This window comes from Achromobacter sp. SX5 (genome assembly GCF_056711425.1).
The window spans coordinates 5,166,480-5,189,174 of the sequence record NZ_CM160041.1 but is presented as its reverse complement, the minus strand read 5'-3'; the positions used below and the strand labels follow the sequence as shown (position 1 = coordinate 5,189,174).

The following is a 22,695-nucleotide window of genomic DNA, read 5'->3' as shown; positions in this document are numbered from 1 at the left end:
AACCGTCGCCGCGACCCATTCACGTTCACCAGGGGAATCCGATGTCTCTAGCCAGCGCCAGCCTGGCCGCGCCCACCATGCCGCTTTCCAGCCGCATCCGCATGCTTGCCGCCATCTTGCTGGTGGTGGTGATTGCCGAAGCGATCGGCAGCCTGACGTTCACGGTGGGCCCGGGCAAGATCATCCTGCAGCCGATGCTGTGGGCCATCTTCATCGGCGCGATCGTGGCGGCCTTCGGCCAGCGCCTGCCCGCCGCCGCCGGCGTCGACACCGCCATGCAGACCCGCATCAGCGGCTATCTGCAATATGCGCTGCTGCCGTTCCTGGCCAAGCTGGGCCTGATGGTCGGCGGCGCGCTGCCGCAGGTGCGCGAAGCCGGCTGGGCCCTGGTGTTCCAGGAGTTCGGGCATTTCTTCGGCACCATGGCCGTGGGCCTGCCGCTGGCGCTGCTGCTGGGCATCAAGCGCGAGGCCATCGGCGCCACTTTCTCGGTGGGCCGTGAGCCCAGCCTGGCCATCATCGGCGAGCGCTACGGCATGAACTCGCCCGAAGGGCGCGGCGTGATGGCCGAGTACATCACCGGCACGGTGATCGGCGCGCTGTTCGTGGCGCTGATGGCCGGTTTCATCACCAGCCTGAATATCTTCGACCCGCGTTCGCTCGCCATGGGCGCCGGCGTGGGCTCGGGCAGCATGATGGCCGCGGGCGTGGGCGCGATCGCCTCGCAGCAGACCCCCGAGATGGCGCACCAGGTGGCCGCGCTGGCGGCCGCCGCCAATCTGCTGACCACGGTGGTGGGCGTGTACTTCACGCTGTTCATCTCGCTGCCGACCACCATCTTCCTGTACGGCAAGCTGGAGCCGGTGCTGGGCCGCTTTTCGCGCGGCAAGGCGCCGTCGGCCGTCGAGGACGGCGTGTCCGAAGACGCGCCGGTCCACGGCGCCAAGCTGGGCTTCGGCGACCGCCTGACGGCCTACATCGTGTGCGGCCTGTTCGCGCTGGTGGGCAACCGCCTGGGCTATGGCGTGCCGTTCGCCGACGCCTTGCCGGGCATGGCCATCATCGTGCTGCTGGTCGTCATTACCGACCTGGTGCTGCGCGTGGTGCCCAAGCTGCCGGCCGTGTTCGTGCTGTCGGTGATCGCCATGACGGCGGGCTGTCCCGGCGTGCTGCCGTACTCCGACCAGATCATCGCGATGGTCGGCAAGGTGAATTTCCTGCCCTTCACGACCGTGATCCTGGCGATGGCCGGGCTGTCCATCCTCAAGGACCTGCCGGCCTTCCGCAAGCTGGGCTGGAAGATCGTGGTGGTGTCCCTGGCCGCCAACGCCGGCACCTTCCTGGGCGCGACGATGATCGCCGAGTTCTTCCACTAAGACCAAGGCTGAGGCGCGAAGCCCGGACGGTAGCGCGCCTGGTCGGTGGCGTTTTCCGTGGCGCCGATGCTGGCGACCTTGGGCACGACCGCGCCCATGGCCTTGGCGGCCGCGGCGGCCTGCCATTCCTGCACCTGCGGGTTGCCCATGGCCAGGCGGTAGGGCTGCAAGGGCGCCAGGCCTTCTATGGTGCCCCAGTCGTTGGCCCGGGCCGCCGCCTCGGCAGGCGCGGCGGCGTAGTCGGCGATGGCGCGGCGCATGCGCGCCTCGGCGTACTGGTCGCGCAGCAGGTCCGGGTCGGGGCGCGGCGCCATGCCGGCGATGGGGGCGGGCGGCGCCTGGTCGCGGCTGCGCGCAGGCAGCGGGGCGGGCGGGCTTTCAGCCGCTTCAGCCGCCCGCGGCGTCGCCCAGGCGGGCCGGGTCTCGTCGATCAGCGGCACGCGCGCCGGGTAGGGCGCGGCGACGCGGGCAATGGCGGGGATCGCTGCAATGTCCATGCGAGGCTCCCTGTCGTGGCCGGTCCGCGGGCGGGCCGGTTCAGCGGGTCACAAGTCCAATGTAGCAGGAAACGCCCCGGCGCTCCGGGGCCGCGGCTTATTCGACGATGCCGGTTTCCAGGCAGGGATTGAATTCGCCCGTCTTGGGATCGCGCAGGAACAGCACGCCGGTGGCCACGCCGAAATAGGTGCCGTGCAGCTCCAGCTCGCCCTTCTGCACGCGGCGGCGGATGGACGGGAACGTCATCAGATTCTCCAGGCTGTGCTCGACCGTGGCCAGCTCCAGGCGCTTGAGGTTGGCCTGGCGGTCGCCGGTGGCCGGGCCGAGGCGTTCGGCCACGGGCTCGATCTGCGACATCCACTTGCCGATGAAATCGCCCTTGGACAGCGGCTTGGCGCCGTCGAAGAAGGAGCGGATGCCGCCACAGGAGGCGTGGCCCAGCACCACGATGTGCTTGACGTTCAGGCCGTTGACGGCGAATTCGATGGCGGCGCTGGTGCCGTGGTAGGAGGATTCGGTGTCGGGGTCGCAGGGCGGCACCAGGTTGGCGACGTTGCGGATCACGAACATTTCGCCGGGGCCGGCGTCGAAGATGACTTCGGGCGAGACGCGGGAGTCGCAACACCCGATGATCAGGATTTCCGGGCTTTGCCCAATTTCGGCCAGTTTCTGGTATCGGCTGCGTTCCGAGTGGAAACGGCCTTTCAGGAATGATTGATAGCCTTCAGAGAGTCTTTTTGGAAACATGATCTTTTCTTCCTCGTTGCGCCGACATACGCGACAAGGGGCTTCGTTGGAAGCCCCTTTTATCGAGTCGACAGCCGTGATTTTCCCACACCTGGACCCGCGCCACGGCCGCTAAACCCTGATGAAATCAGGGTTTTTGGCGGCGGGCTGGCCGGCTAGCGGGCGTCCACGTCCAGCGCCGTGACGCGGGCGAACCGCAGCGGCGTGACCGCCCGGATCGGCTTGATCTGACCGGGCGCAAGCGGCCCCGGCACGTCGTTGCGCAGGCGGCCCACTTCGCGGCCCTGCTCGTCGTACAGCACGAAGGTCAGCCAGACGCCGTCGATGGCGCGGTCGGACTGGTTGGCCAGCAGGCCGGTGATGGCCGAGAGGTTCTGGTTGACGTCGCGCACCGCCTGGACGTTGCCCAGCGTGACGCCATAGACGAGATCCTGCGCGCCGGCCGCAAGAGGCAGGCCGGCGAGCAGTGCGCAGGACACGAGTACGGATTTCATGGCGCTCTCCTGTGCGGCCGGGACGGATTGCGCCTATCTCACACCTTTCCGGGCGCGGACACAACAGGGCAAAGGTATGAATCGCCGCCTTGGCGATTCTTGACTTTCCGGGATCTTGCGGCGGCGTCCGGTTTGTTCGATGATGACCGGGCCGGCGATTGGGCCGGCGGATCGAGCGGTCCGCGTCGCGCCTGACCCCGAGGCGCGCGGACGCCCAAGGGAGGAACCATGCTTTCCCGTACCAGCCAGTTTGCTTCTGCCGTTCTGCTGTCGGCCTGTTTCGCCGGCGCGTCCTGGGCCCAGACGCCCGCCGCGACCACGCCCGCCAAGACCCCCACGCCGCAGCAGCAGCGCATGACGGACTGCAACAAGTCCGCCGAAGGCAAGAAGGGCGACGAGCGCAAGGCCTACATGAGCAGCTGCCTGAAGGGCGAGACCGCGCCGGCCAAGCAGCTCACGCCGCAGCAGCAGAAGATGACGGACTGCAATGCGAAAGCCGGCGAGCAGAAGCTCACCGGCGACAAGCGCAAGGCCTTCATGAGCACCTGCCTGAAGGGCTAGCGCCGCGGCTCGGCGCCTCGGCCTACACCGTCGCGACCGGCGTCACCGGCGAACCGATGGCGTGCGGCAGGCGCAGCGGCGGCGCCGTCAGCATGAAGCGGTGGCGGCCGTTGGCGTGCAGCCAGTCGGCCAGCTCCTTCAGATACCACAGCTCCGCCAGGGGCAGGCCCAGCTTGAACAGGCAGTGGTGGTGCAGCGGCAGCATGGCGCGCGGCCCGCTTTTTTCGCGGGCCGGGTAGGCCTCGACCGCGTAGTTGTCGGCGCAGATGGCGGCGATGCCGCTGTCGGTGATCCATTGCAGCAGCGCCGCGTCGGTGCCGTCCAGCGCGGCGCCGTAGCCGTGCAGCACTTCGGCGTCGGGCTTGCCGTTCATGGCGACAACCGCTTCGGCGTAGCCGGTGCGCAGCACCAGCATGTCGCCGGCCTCGATCTCGATGCCGTCGGCCTCGAGCGCGCGGATCAGTTCCGCGTGGCCGATCAGCGTGCGCCCGGGGCCGTAGTGGCGCAGCAGGTCCACCAGCACGCCGCGGCCCTGCATGCCTTTCTGGGCCAGGTTTTCCACGCCCAGCTTCAGCGCCGCCGAGGGGCCGCCGCTGTTGCAGCCGCAGCCGGTGTGGTCGCCGTCGGCCGGGCCGATCACGTCCACGCCGGCCTGGTAGCCGTTGTAGTAGCGCAGTTCCGGCTTGCCGTCGCCGTCGGCGTCGAACAGCGCGCCGACGTGGGCCAGCGCGTCCCACTGGGTGGAGTACTGCATGGACAGCAGCACCTGGTCGTCGCTCAGCACGTCCACGGCGTCCGGGTTGACGTTGCGCAGCGGAAAGTTCAGGTACGGCGTGTCCGCCAGGCGGGTGGGGCTGAGCTGCGGCGGATGGCGCCGCGGGTTGAGCACGTTGCCGCCCGGCAGGTCCAGCGGCAGCGACAGGCAGAAGGTCTTGCCGGCGCGGATTTCGCGCGCGCCCTTGAGGACCTGTTCTTCGGTGATGAGATTCAGGCGGCCGAGTTGGTCGTCGGGCCCGAAGTCGCCCCAGTTGGAGCCTTCGGGCCGCTGTTTCCAGCGCTGCATGCGGGTTACTCCGTCAGGAAGTCGAGCACCGCGCGGGTGAAGGCTTCCGGTTGCTCCCAGTTGGAGATGTGGGAGGTGTTCAATTCGAGATAGCGCGCGCCCGGGATGGCGGCGGCCAGTTCCTGGCCCTGGGCGGGCGTGGCGGCCAGGTCGTGCGTGCTGCTGATGACCAGCGTGGGCGCCGAGATGGAGGCCACCTGTTCGCGGAAGTCCGCGTCGCGCAGCGCGGCGCAGTTGCCGCAATAGCCGGCGTCCGGCGTGCGGCGCAGCATGTCGACCAGCACCTGGGTCAGGCCCGGCTCGGCGGCGCGGTAGCCGTCGGTGAGCCAGCGCTCGACCAGCGTCGGCGCCATGTTCTCCAGCTTCTGTTCGGTGACCGCGGCGATGCGGGCGCTCCAGCCTTCGGCCGAGCCGATGCGCGCGGCGGTGTTGCACAGGATCAGCCGGTCCACCAGTTCGGGGCGCGCCAGCGCCAGCCACAGGCCGGTGGGGCCGCCCATCGACAGGCCGCAGAAGTGCGCGCGCTTGATGCCCAGGTGCGCCAGCAGTTCGGCGACGTCGTTGCCCAGTTGCTCGAAGCTGTATTCGCCTTCGGGGACCGAGGATTTGCCGTGGCCGCGGGTGTCGTAGCGCAGCACGCGGAAATGCTTGCTCAGTTCGGGGATCTGGCGGGCCCACATGTCGGCGCAGGTGCCCAGCGAATTGGAGAGCACGAGCACCGGCGCGTCGGCGGGGCCATCGATGACGTAGTACAGCCGGGCCTGGCTGAGATCGGCGTAAGACATGTGGGTTTCCTTCAATTACAGATAGCAGGCGCCGTCGACGTAGGCCTTGCGCCAGCGCGTGATGGTCACGCGTTCGAACAGGTCGGCCTTGGAGAACGGATCGGCGTCGATGAATTGCTGCGCGGCTTCGCGGCTGTCCAGGTCGACCACGTACAGGCCGCCGCCGGCGTCCGTGCCGTCGTCATGCAGCTTGGCGCCGCAGGCCAGCAGCAGCCGCTTGTTGGCGTCCAGGAATTCCAGGTGGGCGGCGCGGTGCTGCTTGCGCACCTCCAGGTGGCCGGGCTTGTCGAAGGTTTCGATGATGTACGGCATGGACGCCTCCGTTCAGATCGCCGAGGGATGGCGCGCCAGCGCCGTCACCTGGATGTCCATGTAGGGGAACAGCGGCAGCGACGACAGCAGCGTGTGCAGCTCGTCATTGCTTTCGACGTCGAAGATGCTGACGTTGGCGTAGCGGCCGGCCACGCGCCAGAGGTTCTTCCACTTGCCGTCGCGCTGCAGCTGCTGCGCCAGCGCCTTTTCGTCGGCCTTGAGCTTGTCGGCGCGCTCGGCCGGCATGTCGACGGGAAGATTGACCTGCATTTGGACCATGAACAGCATGATGATTCTCTCCGTAAAAAAATCCGCCCCGGCGGGACCGAGGCGGCGCTTCGAAACTCAGTTGGAAAACTTCAGCGGCAGGCCGGTCAGGCGCAGCAGCTCGTCGGCGGTGGTGCCGCCGAACATGTCGGTGACGGTCACGCCGTCGGCGCCGATGTCGAACACCGCCACGTCGGTGTAGACGCGCGACACGCAGCGCACGCCGGTCAGCGGATAGGTGCAGGCTTCGACCAGCTTGCTCTGGCCGTCGCGGGTCTGCAGCTCCATCATCACGAACACGTCCTTGGCGCCGATGGCCAGGTCCATCGCGCCGCCCACGGCGGGGATGGCGTCGGGCGCGCCGGTGTGCCAGTTGGCCAGGTCGCCGTGCTGCGACACCTGGAAGGCGCCCAGCACGCAGATGTCCAGGTGGCCGCCGCGCATCATCGCGAACGAGTCGGCGTGGTGGAAGAAGGAGCAGCCGGGCAGCTCGGTCACGGGCTGCTTGCCGGCGTTGATCAGGTCATAGTCTTCCTCGCCCTTGGCCGGCGCGGGGCCCATGCCCAGCATGCCGTTCTCGGTGTGCAGGATGACTTCGCGGTCGGCCGGCAGGTGGTTGGCCACCAGCGTGGGCAGGCCGATGCCGAGGTTGACGTAGGCGCCTTCGGGGATGTCCCGGGCGACGCGGGCGGCGATCTGGTCGCGGGTCAGTTTGGTGCTCATTGCTGCTCCTTGGGGGCGGGGCGGGCATCGATCTGCACGACGCGCTTGACGAAGATGCCGGGGGTCACGACGGTTTCGGGGTCCAGTTCGCCCAGTTCCACCACTTCGCGCACCTGGGCCACGGCCACGCGCGCGGCGCTGGCCATGATGGGGCCGAAGTTGCGGGCCGTCTTGCGGTACACCAGGTTGCCCCAGCGGTCGCCGCGCTCGGCCTTGATGAGCGCGTAGTCGGCATGCAGCGGATATTCCAGCACATACTGGCGGCCGTTGATTTCCCGGGTTTCCTTGCCGTCGGCCAGCGGGGTGCCGTAGCCGGTGGGCGAGAAGAACGCGCCGATGCCGGCGCCGGCGGCGCGGATGCGCTCGGCCAGGTTGCCCTGCGGCACCAGTTCCAGCTCGATCTTGCCGCTGCGGTACAGGCCGTCGAAGATCTGCGAGTCCACCTGGCGCGGGAACGAGCAGATGATTTTGCGCACGCGGTTCGCGCCCAGGAGGGCGGCCAGGCCGGTGGTGCCGTTGCCCGCGTTGTTGTTGATGATGACCAGATCCTTGGCGCCCTGTTCGAGCAGCGCGTCGATCAGTTCCATGGGCTGGCCGGCGGTGCCGAAGCCGCCGATCATGACGGTGGCGCCGTCGGGGACGTCGGCGAGGGCGTCCGCAGCGCTTGCAACGAGTTTAGAGATCATGGTGTTCGCTCATAAGGTGGCGTGTCATAATTTGTTCTCAATTAGAACTTTCGTTCTTCAGAAGAACATTGATTTCATGGGGGATGGCAATGCTGCGCCGCCCCGGTACAGGGTTGCCGACCAGGGCAACGTTTCTCTTCGCGGTAGACGGATGGCCGAGCAAATCACCCAGCAACCCAGCGACAGCTACGTTCAATCCTTTGCGCGCGGCCTGTCCGTGATCCGGGCCTTCGGCCCCGAGCGTTCGCAGATGACGCTGTCCGAGGTGGCGGCGGTGACCGGCCTGACGCGCGCCGGCGCGCGCCGCATCCTGCTGACGCTGGAGCACCTGGGCTACGTGACCGTGGACGACCGCAAGTTCTCGCTCACCCCGCGCATCCTGGAGCTGGGCTACGCCTACCTGTCCGGCACGCCGCTGTGGAATCTGGCGCTGCCCTACATGGAAGAGGTGGCCGAAGAGACCCGCGAATCCTGCTCCGTGTCGGTGCTGGAGGGCGCGGACATCGTCTATATCCTGCGCCTGTCCACCCACAAGGTGATGACCATCAACCTGGCGGTGGGCAGCCGCCTGCCCGCCTGGGTCACGTCCATGGGCCGCGTGCTGCTGGCCGGCCTGACGGAACCGGAGCTGGACCGGGTGCTGGCGATGAGCCAGATCCGGACCTATACGCCGCACACCATCACCGGCATCGACGCGCTCAAGCGCGTGCTGGCCGGCGTGCGCGCCGACGGCTACGCCTGCGTGGCGCAGGAACTGGAGCCGGGCCTGCAATCGGTGGCCGTGCCCATCATGGACCGCAGCGGCCGCGTGATCGCCGCGATGAACGTCAGCGGCCATGCCAACCGCTATTCGCGCCAGGAAATGCTGGCGGCGTTCCTGCCGCCGCTGCGCCGCGCCGCCGACCAGATCAACCACGCCCTGCTGCGCCGCTAGGCGGCGCAGGCAGGACGGGAGGAAGGACGGCGTGCGCATGGCGGGCCTCAGACGGGCGCGACGCCCAGCGTCGTGCCGCCGCAGACGTACAGCGTCTGGCCGGTGACGAAGCCGTTGTCCGGCGACAGGAAGAACATCGCCGCGCGCGCCACGTCTTCGGGCGTGCCCAGGCGCTTGACCACGATGCTCTTGATGATGCGCTCGGTCTGCGGGGCGCCGGCGGGATTGCTCTTGGTGAACAGTTCGGTGGCGATGGGGCCGGGGCCGATGGCGTTGACCGTGATGCCGTCGCCGCCCAGCTCCATGGCCAGCGTGCGCGTCAGGCCCAGCAGGCCCGCCTTGGTGGCCGAATAGACCACGCGGTCGGGCTTGCCCAGCGCCGCGCGCGAGGCCATGTTGACGATGCGCCCGAAGCCGGCCGCGCGCATGGCCGGCAGCACCGCCTGCACCAGGATCAGCGCCGTGCGCAGGTGCAGGTTGACCACATAGTCCAGGTCCGCCAGCGTGGCGGTGTCGGCCGAGCCCGGGCGCGTCGCGCCCGCGTTGTTCACCAGCCCGACGATGTCGTAGGCGTCGGTCACTTCCTTGGCCACCGCCTTGGTGCGCGCTTCGTCGGTCAGGTCGGCCTGGTACGACACCAGCCCGGCGGGCGGATTCTCGGGCAGCTTGTAGTCGATGTTGACGACCTTGTGGCCGGCATCGAGCAGCATGCGGATGATGGCCGCCCCGATCCCGGCGCTGCCGCCGGTCACGAGATACGCGGTAGGTTTGCTCATATCGTTTCCCTATGCCAACTTTAAAACTTCGCTGGAACGTCGTCGTTCCGATGCATTGCAACCTCCCCCGATCGGGGACACCGCCAGATCCGGCTCCGCCGGTCTGCAGGTGTCGCCCCCTGGGGGGCGCGCGTCAGCGCGTACGGGGGGCTCATCCAGGTGGCTCAATGGGTCAGATAGCCCCAGAGGAGGACGGCCGTGATGTGGATCACGCCGACCCACAGCATCATGATGACGGTATAGCCCATAACATCGCGCAGTTTCAGCTTGGACAGCGCCAGCGCCGGCAGAATCCAGAAGGGCTGCACCAGGTCGTTCCAGGCGTTGCCCAGCATGACGGCCATGGTGGTCTGGTTCAGGGCGCTGCCGATTTCCTTGGCGGCGTCGATCATGAACGGACCCTGGATGACCCAGTGGCCGCCGGCCGACGGCGCGAAGAAGTTGATGACGAAAGAACTGATCAGGCCCCAGAACGGCAGCGTCTCGGGCGTGGCCACGTCGACGAAGACCGCGGAAATCGTGGTGACCAGCCCCGAGGCGGCCATGATGGCCATGATGCCGGCGTAGAACGGGTATTGCAGGATGATGCCGGAAATCGTCTTGATGCCTTCGGTCAGCTTGGCCACGTAGGCGGCCGGCGTGCCCAGCAGGATGATGCCCAGGAACAGGATGATGAAGTTGATCAGGTTCAGGTCCAGCGAGCCGCCGTCCATGAAGTGGAACACCACGTAGGCCACGCCCAGCGCGCCGATCAGCAGGCTCAGCAGGCGGCTGTTGTTCAGGCGCGAGGCCAGCGTGCCCTTTTCCAGCAGGTCTTCGGCGGCGTTGGCGGCGGTGGTGTCGCGGTCGATCGCGGGATCGACCTCGATGACCTTCTCGCCCTTTTTCGGATGCAGCCAGGCGTTGAGCAGCGGCAGCGTGACGATGATGACCAGGCTGGTGATCAGCATGGGCATCGAGAAAATCGTTTCCGACAGCGGGATGGTGCCCATCTGCTTGGCGGTGGGATGGTTGGGCGTGGCCACCAGCACCGGGATGCTGGCCGACAGGCCCAGGCCGTACATGGTGAAGCCGCTGTACGCGGCGGCGATGATCAGCGGGTAGTGCACGCCCTTGACCTTCAAGGCCAGCTTCTTGGCGACGATGCCGCCGATGACCAGGCCGAAGCCCCAGTTCAGGTAGCTGCCGATGCCGCCGACCAGCGTCGCCACGATGATGGCGGTGTGCGGCTTGTGCACGTGGCTGACGATGCGGTTGAGCATGCGGTCGGTCAGCGGGGCGGTGGCCAGCACATAGCCCATCGCCAGGATCACCGCCATCTGGGTGGTGAAGGCCAGCAGGCTCCAGAAGCCGTTGCCCCAGGCGCGGGTGATGTCGCCCAGGCCCTTGCCTTCGACCCCCATGGCCAGCAGTACGGTAAGCAGGGTCAGCGCGATGGCGAAGACAAAGGGATCGGGCAGATACTTGCGCATCAGCTCCGTGAAAAATGAAGCCAGTTTATTCATGGTGCCTCCAACGAACTCCGGTAAGGCTGGTTTTCTGTGATCGGTTTTCTTTGTGTGGCGGGGCCTTGGGGCCCGACGGCGCGGTAGCGGCAGGCTCCGCGCCTTATGTAGTAATGGGTATGCGCCGGCCTCAGGCGTCGTCGGCCCGGGCGTTGAGCCAGGCGGCCAGTTCTCCGAGCGCCGCGCTCTTCTCGCGCAGCACGCGTTCGCGGCGCTCCGGGCTCCAGGTGTAGAAACCCTGGCCGCTCTTGGCGCCGATCTGCCCGCTTTCGACCTTGCTCTTCAAAAGCGCCGAGGGCTCGGTGCGGTTGTCGAGATCCTTGTAGAGGTAGCTGGCGATGGCGTAATGCACGTCGATGCCGTTCATGTCGCGCTGCTCCAGCGGGCCGGACAGCGCAAGCCGGATGCCCAGGCTCCACTTGACCACTTCGTCGATGTCCTCCGCGCTGGCGACGCCTTTTTCCAGCAGCGAAATGGCTTCGCGCGCCAGCGCGTGCTGGATGCGGTTGGCGATGAAGCCGGGAATGTCCTGGCGCACCAGCACCGGCCGCTTGCCGGCGTGGCGCAGCGTGGCCATGACGCGCGCCACCGTCTCGTCGGACGTGGCGTCGTTGCGCACCACCTCCACCAGCGGAATCACGTCGGCGGGGGTGAAGAAGTGCGTGCCCACGAAGCGGTCGCGCCGCAGCACGGCGGTGGCGATGGCGTTGATGGACAGGCCGGAGGTATTGGTGGCGAAAAGGGTGTGCGCCGGGCACAGCGCGTCGAGCCGGGCGAACAGGTCGCGCTTGAGCTCGAGGTTTTCGGGTACGGCCTCGATCACCAGGTCGCTGTTGCAGGCCGCTTCCAGGCCGGGCGACAACTGGATGCGCTGCATGGTTTCCTGGACCCGGCCGGGCGCGTAGACGTTCAGTTGGCGGTCTATCGTCTTGAGCGCGCGCTCCAGCGCGCCTTCGACCGGGTCGATGAGGACGATGTTCAGTCCCTTCGAGGCGAACAGGGCCGCGATGCCGCTGCCCATGGCGCCTGCGCCGACGATGGCGAGATTTTTGAGGGGAGTATCCATGATGGTTCGCTCGGGCTGACTCGCCGGGCTTGCGGCGGGCACGCGCGGAACCAGGGATTGCCGTCTCTTCCGGGTGTGCCTTCCTGTGCGCCTGGCCAGAAAAATCGTTATGTTCTAGATACGAACATTTGTGCGTATATAGAATTAATGAAAACGATAGTACTAAATGTCGCGGGGGGCGGACAAATCAGGGATTTTGGGTGTCCGGCTGGTGGACGGGGCGTGGGAACGTAGGATGGGTGCAGCGCGGCACCTCCCGGGTAAGAAGCCGGACGCCGAACGCGCGTAACCCATCGGCCGGCGAGAGCCGGCTTTATCTCTTGCCACGAAGCGCAAGCCGGCTTTGTCTCTTGCCACGAAAAGCGGCGGCTGGCGCCGCCTGATGGGTTACGCGCGTTCGATATTTGAGTTCTTGCTTATGGGCTCTCGCGCTGCGCCCATCCTACGCCCCGTCCACGATCAGCCTGGCCCGGCGCTGTTGGACCAGCCCTTGGACAGCTCCACCGCCTGCCGCCAGCGCGCCATCCGCGCTTCGCGTACGGACGCGGGCCAGCTCGGTTCGAACGTGCGTTCGGCCTGCCACTTGGACGCGAATTCGTCCTGGCCGGACCAGAAGCCCACGGCCAGGCCGGCCAGGCCGGCCGCGCCCAGCGCGGTGGATTCGGGCACGCGGGGGCGCACGACCGGCACGCCCAGCAGGTCGGCCTGCATCTGCATCAGCAGGTCGTTGCGGGCCGCGCCGCCGTCGACGCGCAGCTCGGTCAGGGCGATGCCGCTGTCGGCGTTCATGCAGGTCAGCAGTTCGGCGCTTTGCAGGGCGATGGATTCGAGGGTGGCGCGCGCGATGTGGGCGCGGGTGGTGCCGCGGGTCAGGCCCACCAGGGTGCCGCGCGCGTAGGGGTCCCAATGCGGCGCGCCCAGGCCGGCGAAGGCCGGCACCATGAAGACGTCGTCCGTGCTGGACACGCTGGCGGCCAGCGCCTCGATCTCCTCGGAGCGCTGGATGATGCCCAGGCCGTCGCGCAGCCACTGCACCGCCGCGCCGGCCACGAACACCCCGCCTTCGAGCATGTAGGTGGGCTGCCAGCCGCCGCCGTCGCGCGGCAGGCCCCAGCCCACGGTCGACAGCAGGTTGTTGCGCGACTGCACGGGCTGCCCGCCCACGTTCATCAGCATGAAGCAGCCGGTGCCGTAGGTGTTCTTGGCCATGCCCGGCCTGTAGCAGGCCTGGCCGAAGGTGGCGGCCTGCTGGTCGCCCGCCACGCCGGCGATGGGGATGGCGCCGCCCAGCCATTCGGGCAGGGTGTCGCCCACCACGGCGCTGCTGGGGGCGATCCGTGGCAGCACGCTGCGCGGGATCTTGAGCAGCGCCAGGATGTCGTCGCTCCAGTCCTGGGTATGCAGGTCGAACAGCATGGTGCGCGAGGCGTTGCTGGGGTCGGTGCTGTGGACCGCGCCGCCGGTGAGCTGCCACACCAGCCAGGTGTCGACGGTGCCGAAGGCCAGTTCGCCGCGCTCGGCGAGCTGGCGCGCGCCGGGCACGTGGTCCAGCAGCCAGGCCAGCTTGGTGCCCGAGAAATAGGCGTCCACCACCAGGCCGGTGCGCGATTGCAGGAAATCGGCGTGGCCGTCCTGGCGCAGCTGGTCGCACATGGGCGCGGTGCGGCGGTCCTGCCAGACGATGGCGCGGGCCAGCGGCCGGCCGGTGGTGCGTTCCCAGATCAGCGTGGTTTCGCGCTGGTTGGTGATGCCGAGGGCGGCGATGTCGGCCGCGGCCGCGCCGGCGTTGCGCAAGGCCTCGCGGGCCACGTCCAGCTGGCTCTGCCAGATTTCGCCGGCGTCGTGCTCGACCCAGCCCGGACGGGGATAGTGCTGGCGGAATTCGCGCTGGCCTACGCCGCGCACCACGCCTTCGCGGTCGAACACGATGGCCCGGGAGCTGGTGGTTCCCTGGTCCAGGGCCAGGACAAATTCATTCGTCGTCACGATTCTTTGCGCCGTTCAGGTGAGCCCCGGCCAGCGGGTCGAGGCGTCCAAATGAGAAGACCGAGGCCATGCACAGCACGCCGATGACGATGAAGCCCGCGACCACGTCCCGTATCGCCAGCGTCTCGGCGCCGCGCAGGGCCATGCTGATGTTCAGCGTGACCGCCGCCACGCCCACGCCCAGGCTGATGCCGAGCTGCTGCGCCATGGCGGCGAAACTGCTGGCGCGGCTCATCTGGGTCGGGGGAATGTCGGCATAGGTTAGCGTATTTACCCCCGTGAACTGCAGCGAGCGGAAAAACCCGCCCACCAGCAGCACGGCGATCATCAGCCAGACCGGCGTGGCGGGCGTGAAGGCGCCGCAGACCACGATGAAAATGCCGGTCAGCAGCGCGTTGACGGTCAATACCCGACGAAATCCGAAGTGCTGCACGATGGGGGTGGCGACGAACTTCATCAGCAGCGCGCCCGCGGCGCTGGCGAAGGTGATCAGCCCGGCCGAGAACGGCGACAGGCCGAAGCCCACCTGCAGCAGCATGGCCAGCAGAAACGGCGTGGCGCCCACGGCGAAGCGGCACAGATTGCCGCCCAGGGTGGCGATGGCGAAGGTCGGTATCCGCATCAGGGACAGATCGATGATGGGATGGGGCGCCCGGCGCGCGTGCCAGCCGTAGAGCAGGCCGCAGGCCAGGCCGGTGGCGATCAGGCCCAGCAGCATGGGCAGCGGCATCACGTCGCGGCCGATCGCCTCGAAGCCGCTGACCAGCGTCGCCAGGCAGATGGCGCTGAGCAGAAAGCCCGGCCAGTCCAGGCGCGGGGCGCCTTCCACGCGGATTTCCTCCACGTAGCGCAGCACCAGGAAAATGCCCAGGATGCCGATGGGAATGTTGATCAGGAAGATCCAGTGCCACGACATATAGGTGACCATGAAGCCGCCCAGCGGCGGCCCGATCACCGGCCCCAGCAGGGCGGGGATGGACAGGAAGGACATGGCCTTGAGCAAGTCCTGCTTGGGCACGGTGCGCAGCAGGATGATGCGCCCCACCGGCACCATCATCGCGCCGGCCATGCCCTGGACGACGCGGGCCGCCACCAGCTGCGGCAGGTCCTGCGACAGGGCGCAGGCCACGGAGCTCAGGGTGAACAGGCCGATGGCCGCCACGAACACGCGCCGCGCGCCGTAGCGGTCGGCCGCCCAGCCGCTGACGGGCACGAACACGGCCACCGACAGCAGGTAGGAGGTGATGGCCACGTTCAGCCGCACCGGGGTCGAGCCCAGGGCCCGCGCCATCGCCGGCAGGGCCGTGGCGACCACCGTGGCGTCCAGCATCTGCATGAACAGCGCGCAGCCGACGATGAAGGGAATCATGCGTGCCGCGCGCATCGCTTCCGGGGTGAGTGAGGGAGCGGGATGGGCGGCGGCGGCGGATTCTGCGGACATGGGCGAGGATACGTAGGGGGCCCCCAGATTGTAACGCCGGGGGAGGGGCCGTCGTGAAGTAAACTCCCCTCATCCGAAACCCACTGAAATTGGCGTCATGGCGACCAACTACGAATCCGAGATCACCCGTTTCCTGAAAGACTACAAGCAGTCGCATCCCGGCACCGAAGAGCGCCAGCGCGAGGGCCGCGCCCGTCTTTGGGACAAACCGCAGGACCCGGAGCTGCTGGAGGCCTTCCGCGCCGGCCGCGTGCCGCAGAAGCCGTACGTATACCAGGCCGACTGAGCCCCTTGCGGCAACCATGGCCCAGAACGCTTTCCCGGGCGACGCCCTGGCCGCGCTAGTGGAACCGCCCGTCGACAGCACCCCCGACACGGTAGACAGCGTGGCGTTCGCGCGCCTGTACGGCGAGCCGCTGTTCCAGATGCCGACCGACCTGTACATCCCGCCGGATGCGCTGGAGGTCTTCCTGGAGGCGTTCGAAGGGCCGCTGGACCTGCTGCTCTACCTGATCCGCAAGCAGAACTTCAACGTGCTGGACATCCCGATGGCGGATGTCACCCGGCAATACCTCTCGTACGTCGAGCAGATCCGCATCCACAACCTGGAGCTGGCCGCCGAATACCTGCTGATGGCGGCGATGCTCATCGAGATCAAGTCGCGCATGCTGCTGCCGGTCAAGAAGACCGACACCGGCGAAGAGCCCGAGGACCCGCGCGCCGAACTGGTGCGCCGCCTGCTCGAATACGAGCAGATGAAGCTGGCGGCCCAGAAGCTCGACCGGATGCCGCAGCTCGGCCGCGACTTCGTCAGCAGCCAGGCGGTGGCAGACCTGAGCGTCGAGCGCATGCTGCCCGAAGTCAGCGTGGACGACCTGCGCGCGGCCTGGGCCGACATCATGAAGCGGGCCAAGCTGAACCAGCACCACCACATCACGCGCGAACAGCTGTCGGTGCGCGACCACATGACGCACATCCTGCGGCGCCTGAACGACGTGCGCTTCATGGAGTTCGGCGACCTCTTCATGGAGCGTATCCGCGAAGGCGCGCCCGCGGCGGTGGTCGTGGTGCATTTCATCGCCATGCTGGAACTGGCCCGCGAATCCCTGCTCGAGATCACGCAGGCGGAACCCTACGCGCCCATCTACGTGCGCCTGGCCTATACCAGCGTGGCGGCGGTCGCGGCCTGAGGCCGGGCTGCGCGTTCCTACTTCCGGAGACTCCCCTTGAAAGTCGTACACACCATCCAGGAATTGCGCGACCACCTGCGCGGACAGAACCGCGTATCGTTCGTGCCCACCATGGGCAACCTGCACGAAGGCCACCTGGCGCTGATGAAGCTCGCGCGCCAGCATGGCGATCCGGTGGTGGCCAGCATCTTCGTCAACCGCCTGCAGTTCGGTCCCAACGAAGACTTCGACCAGTATCCGCGCACGCTGGCCGCCGACATCGAGAAACTCGAACGCGAGCGCGACGTCTACGTGCTGTTCGCGCCCAACGAGCGCGAAATGTATCCCGAGCCGCAGAATTTCCGCGTGCAGCCGCCCGACGACCTGGGCGACATCCTCGAAGGCGAATTCCGTCCCGGCTTCTTCGCGGGCGTGAGCACCGTGGTGCTGAAGCTGTTTTCCTGCGTGCAACCGCGCGTGGCCGTGTTCGGCAAGAAGGACTACCAGCAGCTCATGGTGGTGCGCAACATGTGCCGCCAGTTCCAGCTGCCGGTGGAAGTGCTGGCGCACGAAACCGTGCGCGCCGAGGACGGCCTGGCGCTGTCCTCGCGCAACCGCTACCTGAGCGAGGCCGACCGCGCCGAGGCGCCGGCCCTGTACGCCGCCCTGCAGCAGCTGGGCCAGCGCCTGGCCCAGGGCGAGCGCGACGCCGCCGCGCTGGAGCGCGAAGCCATCGACGGCCTGACCCGGCGCGGCTGGCAGGTGGACTACGTGGCGCTGCGCCGCCAGCGCGACCTGAAGCGCCCCGAAGCCGCCGACCTGCAGGCCGGCGAGCCGGTGGTGGCGCTGGCCGCCGCCAAACTCGGCGCCACCCGCCTGATCGACAATCTGGAACTGGTCTACACGGCCTGAGGCCCGGGCAGGGGGGGGGCGTTTATGTCCACCCTGACAGAATTGCCAGCTTCCGGCGGCTGGCGCGGCGGGGCAGACTCGATGCAAATCTACTTTGCAGGAGACAAGCCCCATGCAGCCCCGCCCCGACCTGGACGACGTCCTCGCCATCCTGACCCCGCGCGAACGCCAGATCGTCGCCTACGTGGCGGCGGGCAGCCCGAACAAGGTCATCGCCATCGACCTGGGCATTTCGCTGCGCACCGTCGAAGCCCATCGCGCCCGCATCTTCACCAAGCTCCGCGCCCGCAACGCCATGCAACTGGCCTGCCGGCTGTGCGCCCACCGGCGTTCGGGCGCCTCGCCCGTGCCGCTCATGCCGGAGGGCGATCCGCACGGCGGGGCCGTCACCCTGCATGAACAGCCCTCGCCCCGATACGCACCGGCCAAGCCATGATGCCTGCGCGCTCAAAAACATCGGGCCCGGCGAACGAGGCGTTCGCCGGGCCCGATGCCAGGCATGGATTCAAGCGCGCGCGGTGCTCAGGGGCACTTGGGCGCGGCGGCCTTGGCCAGCTCGTCGATGGGGTCCAGGTCCGGCTGGCGGGTCAGGTTGTAGTTCAGGTTCGGCGTCTGGCCGGCGATGGAGCGCACGCGCAGCACGTTGTTGGCGGCCACCACGAACTCGACGCGGGCGTTGCCCTGGCCGTCCATCAGGATGACGCGCGGCGGGCGTTCGTCGGTGGCGTCCCAGCAGCCTTGTTCGGCCACTGGCTGGCCCTTCTGGGGATCGTTCTCCAGGTAGGCGGTGCGGCCGCGCCAGCGGCCGTTGGGCGCCAGCGTCAGCGTCACGCGCTGCGCCGTGCACTGCATGACGGGCGAGAAGCACGGCAGCGTGCCCATGTAGGTCTGGGGTTGCGGCACCAGGCTGTGCGCGGCGGCATTGGGCGCCGGCGCGGGCGCGGCGGTCGCTGCGCCGGCGCTACCGCCACCGCCCTCGGCGTGCTCGGGTACGGCCTGGCCGTCTTCGGTGGTTTCCGCGCCTGCCGCGGCCGCTTGCTGGGCCTGGTTCTGCGGCTTGCGGGCATCCGGCTTGAGCGCGATCTGCACCTGCGAAGGCGCGCGGATCACGGTGCGGTAGCCGGCGCCGGAGCCCTGGTACTGCGCGTCGGTCACGGTGCTTTCCGCGGGCGGGTCGTAATAGCCCTCGGTCTTCTGCTGGGCGCAGCCCGCCGCGCCTATGGCGGTGCCCGCCAGCAGCAGCCCCATGACGCTTAGTTTGCGGGAGCGGGTAACAATGTTGTCGACGCGCGCGGTCATGGCAGCTTATCCGTGAATTGAGTCTGTCTCCGATTTTACGCACTTATGCGAAGATTCGATACGTTGCCCTAGCCGCTCCTGGGTGTATTCCGCACTTTATGCACAAATTACGACATGGCCGCCGCCGGCCGGTTCTACATCGCGTCCCGGGCCCGATCGCGCACGTCGCCGGCGCGCGCTTCGGATGACGGCGATGCGCTACGTCTTCGACCTGCCCCCGGGCCTGTTCATCGTCCTGGCGGCGCTGGCGGGCCTGGCCGTGGGCAACTGGCTGACGCTGCTGACGCACCGGCTGCCGCGCATGATGGAGCAGGAGTGGCAGGCGCACTGCCAGGAGGCGGCCGGCCAGGCGCGCACCGAAAGCCGCTACGGCCTGTGGTCGCCGGCGTCGCACTGCCCGGCCTGCGCCGCGCCGGTGACGGGCTGGCGCCGTGCGCCGCTGCTGGGCTGGCTGCTGCTGCGCGGACGCTGCGCCGCCTGCGGAACCGCGATAGGCTGGCGCTACCCGGCCATTGAACTGCTGACCTGCGCGCTGTTCGCCGCCTGCGCCTGGCGCTTCGGCGCCACGCCGCCGGCGCTGTGCGCGATGGGCCTGTCGGCCACGCTGGTGGCGCTGGCCTGGATCGATTTCGAATCGACGCTGCTGCCCGATGCGCTGACGCAGCCGCTGCTGTGGGCGGGCCTGCTGGCCAATCTGTTCGACGCCTACACCAGCGTGCAGATGGCGGTGGCCGGCGCGGTCGCGGGCTACGTGTTCCTGTGGGTTATCTTTCATATATTCCGCCTGCTGACCGGGCGCGAAGGCATGGGCCATGGCGACTTCAAGCTGCTGGCCGCCCTGGGCGCATGGTTCGGCATCGAGACCCTGCCGATGCTGCTGCTGGGCGCGTCGCTGCTGGGCGTGCTGATCGGCGGCGCGCTGACGCTGAGTGGACGCGCCAGCCGCGGACAGCCGCTGCCCTTCGGCCCTTATCTGGCGCTGGCCGGCATCGCGACGCTGCTGGCGGGCGGGCCGCAGGGGCTGTGGCAATGGCTGGGCTAGTACGCGACACGATGGGACGAGCGGCATGTACAAGATAGGACTGACTGGCGGTATCGGATCGGGCAAGACCCGCGTGGCGGACATGCTTGCGCAGTGGGGCGCGTCGGTGGTCGATACCGACGAGATCGCGCACATGCTGACCGCGCCGCAGGGCGCGGCCATGCCGGCGATCGAACGCGAATTCGGCCCGCGGGCGCTGACGGCCGACGGTGCGCTGGACCGCGCATGGATGCGCGAGCAGGCGTTCTCCGATCCGCAGGTGCGGCTGCGGCTGGAAGCCATCATGCATCCGGCCATCGGCCAGGAGACCGAACGCCAGGCCGCCGCGGCCGCCGGATCGTATCTGGTCTTCGTCGTGCCCTTGCTGGTGGAGTCGCTGCCGCGCTGGCGCGCGCGCCTGGATCGCATCTGCGTGGTGGATTGCGATCCCGAGGCGCAGGTGGCCCGCGTGCGCGCGCGCAGCGGGCTGACGGAGCCAGCCATCAGGCGTATCATGGCAGCACAGGCTGCGCGCGCAAGCCGGCTGGAAGCCGCCGACGACGTCATCGTCAACGATGGCGCCACCACGCCCGAGCAACTGCGCGCGCAGGCGAAGACCCTGCACGACCGCTGGCTGGCGCTGGCGGGCACGACAGACCGGCAAGCCCTGGGCCAGGCCGGCACCCCTGAATAACATTGGCCTGCCGGCCAACCACAGATGGGCCTGTAAAAAAGCGTGATTGTTTACGAATATCCCTTCAACGAGCGTATCCGCGCTTATCTGCGGCTGGAATTCCTGTTCGACAGGTTGTTCTTCTTTGCACGCGAGGGGGATTCACGACTGCACCAGGTCGCCGTCACCGCCTTGTTCGATCTGCTCGACGCCTGCGAACGCACCGACGTCAAGGGCGCCTTGCTGCAGGACCTGGAACGCCAGCGCCTGGCGCTGGTCGGCCTGCGCGACCATCCCGGCGTGGCGCAGGACGCGCTGGAATCCATGCTGCGCGAAATGGAAAAGGTCACCGGCGCGCTGGCCGTGCCCGGCAAGACCGGCCAGCCCCTGCGCGAGAACGAATGGCTCACCAGCCTGCGTGGGCGGCTGTCCATGCCCGGCAACGCCACGCAGGTCGACATGCCTTCGTATTTCGCCTGGCAGAACAAGCCCGAGGCGGCCCGCTGCGCCGACCTGCAATCCTGGATCGCGCCCTTCATTCCCCTCTACGACGGCCTGACCCTGGCGCTGCGCCTGCTGCGCGAATCCGGCCGCAAGACCGACATCGTGGCCGAGCAGGGCGCCTACCAGCAGATGCTGGGCGGCAAGCAGTTCCAGCTGCTGCGTGTGTGGGTGGACCCCGCCCACGGCGTATTTCCCGAGATCAGCGCCAATAAGTACATGATCTGGATACGTTTTTCCACGCAGGATGGCGAATTCAAGCCCCAGCAGGTGGCCCGCGACGTGGGGTTCCAGATGACGTTGTGCAACTCGTAGGATGGGTAAAGCGCGAGCGCATCTGAGCAAGAACCCGGCTCTCCAGCGCGCGACACCCATCAGGCGGCGCCAGCCGCCGCTTTTCGTGGCAAGAGACAAACACCCGGCTGCCGCCGGCCGATGGGTTACGCGCGATGGGCAATTGAGTGCTTGCCCAAGAATTCTCGCGCTACACCCATCCTACGCAGAACCCACGTAGCCCCCCGGTACGCAGGAGGGACCCACCCACCCCCCCATTACCTGTTGCGGGGAGTTTCAACCGCCGCTCCCGGTGCTGGACTACGCGATGGTCTAGTAGACAATACGGCTTTCCCTGCCCGCGTCTGCAACGTACATGCCTGAAAGCCGTCCCGTTTCTCCGCCCGCCCATAGGTCCCGCCGCCGCCTGGCCGTGCTGGCGCTGTTGCTGCTTGCCGGGGCCGGCATCGCCTGGCTGTTGCTGCGGCCGGCGGCCAAGCCGGCGGGCGGGGGCCGTCCGCCCGGGGCGGCAATGGCGAACATGGCGGTGCCGGTGCGCATCGCCACCGCCGTCCGGCAGGACATCGACATTTTCCTGAAGTCGCTGGGCACGGTGACGGCCTACAACACGGTCACCGTGCGCAGCCGGGTCAGCGGCGAGCTGGTCGAGGTGGCCTTCCAGGAAGGCCAGCGCGTGAAGGCCGGCGACCTGCTGGCGCAGGTGGACCCGCGCGCCTTCCAGGTGGCGCTGGACCAGGCGCGCGGCACGCAGATGCAGAACCTGGCGCAGCTGGAGAACGCGCGCCGCGACCTGCAGCGCTACCAGGCCCTGTACAAGCAGGATTCCATCGCCAAGCAGCAGGTCGACACGCAGGCGGCGCTGGTGCGGCAGTACGAGGGCACGGTCAAGAGCGACCAGGCCAACGTCGACAACGCCCGGCTGCAGCTGGACTACGCGCGCATCACCGCGCCCATCGACGGCCGTCTGGGCCTGCGTCAGGTGGACCGCGGCAATCTGGTGTCCAGCTCGGACACCAACGGGCTGGTGGTGATCACCCAGACCCAGCCGATTTCCGTGGTGTTCACGCTGCCCGAGACCCAGCTGCCCGAGGTGCGCGCCGAACTCGCCGCCGGCCGCAAGCTGGCCGTGGACGCCTACGACCGCGCCGACACCCGCCGCATCGCCACGGGCCAGCTGGAAACCCTGGACAACCAGATCGACGTGACCACCGGCACCCTCAAGCTCAAGGCCCGCTTCGACAACACCGACGACGCGCTGTTCCCCAACCAGTTCGTCAACGTGCGGCTGCACGTGCTGACGCGCAAGGACGTCACCGCCGTGCCCACCGCCGCCATCCAGCAGGGTTCGGCCGGCGCCTTCGTATTCCTGGTGCAGCAGGACAACACGGTGCTGGTGCGCCAGGTGAAGCTGGGCGCGATCAACAACGGCATGGTGGCGGTCAACGAGGGTCTGCAGCCCGGCGACCGGGTGGTGGTCGAAGGCACCGACCGCCTGCGCGCCGGCGCCAAGGTGGAAGTGGTGGGCGACGCCGGCGTGATTCCGGCTCCGCGCGACAAGTCGCTGGGCGCGGGCGCGCCGGCCGGCACCACGCCGCCGTCGAAATAG

Annotated in this window: 26 protein-coding genes; 11 read left to right on the top strand and 15 right to left on the bottom strand. The window is 68.2% G+C overall.

The genetic code is table 11. The annotated features are described in order from the left end of the window. The first annotated feature begins 41 nt into the window (after positions 1-41). On the top strand, positions 42-1,376 hold the full coding sequence (locus AC1M14_RS24270) for a DUF3100 domain-containing protein (RefSeq protein ID WP_479730578.1): 1,335 nt from the start codon (positions 42-44) through the stop codon (positions 1,374-1,376). Here the strand turns inward: AC1M14_RS24270 and AC1M14_RS24265 are convergent. From AC1M14_RS24265 to AC1M14_RS24255, 3 genes are all read right to left on the bottom strand, one after another. Then, entirely contained in the window at positions 1,373-1,873 is a 501-nt protein-coding gene (locus AC1M14_RS24265) for a hypothetical protein (RefSeq protein ID WP_479730577.1), read from the bottom strand. The genes AC1M14_RS24270 and AC1M14_RS24265 overlap by 4 nt on opposite strands. Before the next feature lie 97 nt (positions 1,874-1,970). Next, positions 1,971-2,621 (bottom strand): carbonic anhydrase, encoded by a 651-nt coding sequence (locus AC1M14_RS24260; RefSeq protein WP_102775682.1) that lies wholly within the window; start codon positions 2,619-2,621, stop codon positions 1,971-1,973. A gap of 155 nt (positions 2,622-2,776) precedes the next feature. Next, complete coding sequence (locus tag AC1M14_RS24255; protein WP_102775683.1) at positions 2,777-3,115, bottom strand: FxLYD domain-containing protein; 339 nt, start codon at positions 3,113-3,115, stop codon at positions 2,777-2,779. A gap of 228 nt (positions 3,116-3,343) precedes the next feature. Between AC1M14_RS24255 and AC1M14_RS24250 the strand changes: the two genes are divergently transcribed. Further along, positions 3,344-3,676, top strand: coding sequence for a PsiF family protein (locus tag AC1M14_RS24250; protein ID WP_102775684.1), 333 nt, complete (start codon positions 3,344-3,346; stop codon positions 3,674-3,676). Positions 3,677-3,698: 22 nt separating this feature from the next. Here AC1M14_RS24250 and AC1M14_RS24245 read toward each other — a convergent pair whose 3' ends face one another. The 6 genes from AC1M14_RS24245 to AC1M14_RS24220 are packed head-to-tail and all read right to left on the bottom strand — an operon-like array spanning position 3,699 to position 7,512. Next, on the bottom strand, positions 3,699-4,739 hold the full coding sequence (locus AC1M14_RS24245; protein WP_111826781.1) for a cyclase family protein: 1,041 nt from the start codon (positions 4,737-4,739) through the stop codon (positions 3,699-3,701). 5 nt (positions 4,740-4,744) lie between these two features. Then, positions 4,745-5,524: a 3-oxoadipate enol-lactonase gene (pcaD, locus tag AC1M14_RS24240; protein ID WP_102775685.1), complete on the bottom strand. Its 780-nt coding sequence runs from the start codon at positions 5,522-5,524 to the stop codon at positions 4,745-4,747. A 15-nt stretch (positions 5,525-5,539) separates the two neighbouring features. Further along, on the bottom strand, positions 5,540-5,836 hold the full coding sequence (locus AC1M14_RS24235; protein ID WP_102775686.1) for a YciI family protein: 297 nt from the start codon (positions 5,834-5,836) through the stop codon (positions 5,540-5,542). A gap of 12 nt (positions 5,837-5,848) precedes the next feature. Beyond that, on the bottom strand, positions 5,849-6,124 hold the full coding sequence (gene catC, locus AC1M14_RS24230) for a muconolactone Delta-isomerase (protein ID WP_102775687.1): 276 nt from the start codon (positions 6,122-6,124) through the stop codon (positions 5,849-5,851). Between the two features lie 57 nt (positions 6,125-6,181). After that, positions 6,182-6,826, bottom strand: a complete 645-nt coding sequence (locus AC1M14_RS24225; protein WP_102775688.1) for a 3-oxoacid CoA-transferase subunit B — start codon at positions 6,824-6,826, stop codon at positions 6,182-6,184. Then, a complete protein-coding gene (locus tag AC1M14_RS24220; RefSeq protein ID WP_102775689.1) occupies positions 6,823-7,512 on the bottom strand; it encodes a 3-oxoacid CoA-transferase subunit A in 690 nt (229 codons plus the stop codon). The genes AC1M14_RS24225 and AC1M14_RS24220 overlap by 4 nt, the downstream gene beginning before the upstream one ends. A 151-nt stretch (positions 7,513-7,663) precedes the next feature. Here AC1M14_RS24220 and AC1M14_RS24215 point away from each other — a divergent pair, with 151 nt between their 5' ends. After that, a complete protein-coding gene (locus AC1M14_RS24215; protein ID WP_102775690.1) occupies positions 7,664-8,446 on the top strand; it encodes an IclR family transcriptional regulator in 783 nt (260 codons plus the stop codon). 47 nt (positions 8,447-8,493) lie between these two features. Here AC1M14_RS24215 and AC1M14_RS24210 read toward each other — a convergent pair whose 3' ends face one another. The 5 genes from AC1M14_RS24210 to AC1M14_RS24190 form a co-directional block, all read right to left on the bottom strand. Further along, complete coding sequence (locus tag AC1M14_RS24210) at positions 8,494-9,222, bottom strand: SDR family oxidoreductase (protein WP_209166924.1); 729 nt, start codon at positions 9,220-9,222, stop codon at positions 8,494-8,496. 164 nt (positions 9,223-9,386) lie between these two features. Continuing rightward, positions 9,387-10,727, bottom strand: a complete 1,341-nt coding sequence (locus tag AC1M14_RS24205) for a short-chain fatty acid transporter (protein ID WP_111826779.1) — start codon at positions 10,725-10,727, stop codon at positions 9,387-9,389. 130 nt (positions 10,728-10,857) lie between these two features. After that, on the bottom strand, positions 10,858-11,793 hold the full coding sequence (locus AC1M14_RS24200) for a 3-hydroxyacyl-CoA dehydrogenase family protein (RefSeq protein ID WP_111826778.1): 936 nt from the start codon (positions 11,791-11,793) through the stop codon (positions 10,858-10,860). A 459-nt stretch (positions 11,794-12,252) separates the two neighbouring features. After that, the gene (glpK, locus tag AC1M14_RS24195) at positions 12,253-13,779 is read right to left on the bottom strand and encodes a glycerol kinase GlpK (protein ID WP_479730576.1); all 1,527 of its coding nucleotides are present in this window, start codon (positions 13,777-13,779) and stop codon (positions 12,253-12,255) included. After that, positions 13,766-15,220, bottom strand: a complete 1,455-nt coding sequence (locus AC1M14_RS24190; RefSeq protein ID WP_111826777.1) for an MFS transporter — start codon at positions 15,218-15,220, stop codon at positions 13,766-13,768. The genes glpK and AC1M14_RS24190 overlap by 14 nt, the downstream gene beginning before the upstream one ends. A 97-nt stretch (positions 15,221-15,317) precedes the next feature. Here AC1M14_RS24190 and AC1M14_RS24185 point away from each other — a divergent pair, with 97 nt between their 5' ends. The 4 genes from AC1M14_RS24185 (at position 15,318) to AC1M14_RS24170 (ending at position 17,737) form a co-directional block, all read left to right on the top strand. Next, positions 15,318-15,506 carry a DUF3460 family protein gene (locus AC1M14_RS24185; protein ID WP_102775696.1) on the top strand — a complete coding sequence of 63 codons (189 nt, stop codon included), beginning with the start codon at positions 15,318-15,320 and terminating at the stop codon, positions 15,504-15,506. Positions 15,507-15,522: 16 nt separating this feature from the next. Continuing rightward, positions 15,523-16,410, top strand: coding sequence for a segregation and condensation protein A (locus AC1M14_RS24180; RefSeq protein ID WP_102775697.1), 888 nt, complete (start codon positions 15,523-15,525; stop codon positions 16,408-16,410). Between the two features lie 36 nt (positions 16,411-16,446). Beyond that, positions 16,447-17,301 carry a pantoate--beta-alanine ligase gene (panC, locus tag AC1M14_RS24175; RefSeq protein WP_102775698.1) on the top strand — a complete coding sequence of 285 codons (855 nt, stop codon included), beginning with the start codon at positions 16,447-16,449 and terminating at the stop codon, positions 17,299-17,301. 112 nt (positions 17,302-17,413) lie between these two features. Then, positions 17,414-17,737 (top strand): response regulator transcription factor, encoded by a 324-nt coding sequence (locus tag AC1M14_RS24170; RefSeq protein ID WP_479730575.1) that lies wholly within the window; start codon positions 17,414-17,416, stop codon positions 17,735-17,737. An 86-nt stretch (positions 17,738-17,823) separates the two neighbouring features. Here AC1M14_RS24170 and AC1M14_RS24165 read toward each other — a convergent pair whose 3' ends face one another. Continuing rightward, the gene (locus AC1M14_RS24165; RefSeq protein ID WP_479730574.1) at positions 17,824-18,600 is read right to left on the bottom strand and encodes a copper resistance protein NlpE N-terminal domain-containing protein; all 777 of its coding nucleotides are present in this window, start codon (positions 18,598-18,600) and stop codon (positions 17,824-17,826) included. A 193-nt stretch (positions 18,601-18,793) separates the two neighbouring features. Between AC1M14_RS24165 and AC1M14_RS24160 the strand changes: the two genes are divergently transcribed. The 4 genes from AC1M14_RS24160 to AC1M14_RS24145 all read left to right on the top strand — a co-directional run bounded on the left by AC1M14_RS24160 (position 18,794) and on the right by AC1M14_RS24145 (position 22,695). Beyond that, positions 18,794-19,642, top strand: a complete 849-nt coding sequence (locus tag AC1M14_RS24160; RefSeq protein WP_479730573.1) for a prepilin peptidase — start codon at positions 18,794-18,796, stop codon at positions 19,640-19,642. 25 nt (positions 19,643-19,667) lie between these two features. Next, positions 19,668-20,315: a dephospho-CoA kinase gene (coaE, locus tag AC1M14_RS24155; protein WP_479730572.1), complete on the top strand. Its 648-nt coding sequence runs from the start codon at positions 19,668-19,670 to the stop codon at positions 20,313-20,315. A 42-nt stretch (positions 20,316-20,357) separates the two neighbouring features. After that, positions 20,358-21,110 carry a cell division protein ZapD gene (zapD, locus tag AC1M14_RS24150; protein WP_209166927.1) on the top strand — a complete coding sequence of 251 codons (753 nt, stop codon included), beginning with the start codon at positions 20,358-20,360 and terminating at the stop codon, positions 21,108-21,110. A gap of 334 nt (positions 21,111-21,444) precedes the next feature. Next, positions 21,445-22,695: an MdtA/MuxA family multidrug efflux RND transporter periplasmic adaptor subunit gene (locus tag AC1M14_RS24145; protein WP_102775704.1), complete on the top strand. Its 1,251-nt coding sequence runs from the start codon at positions 21,445-21,447 to the stop codon at positions 22,693-22,695.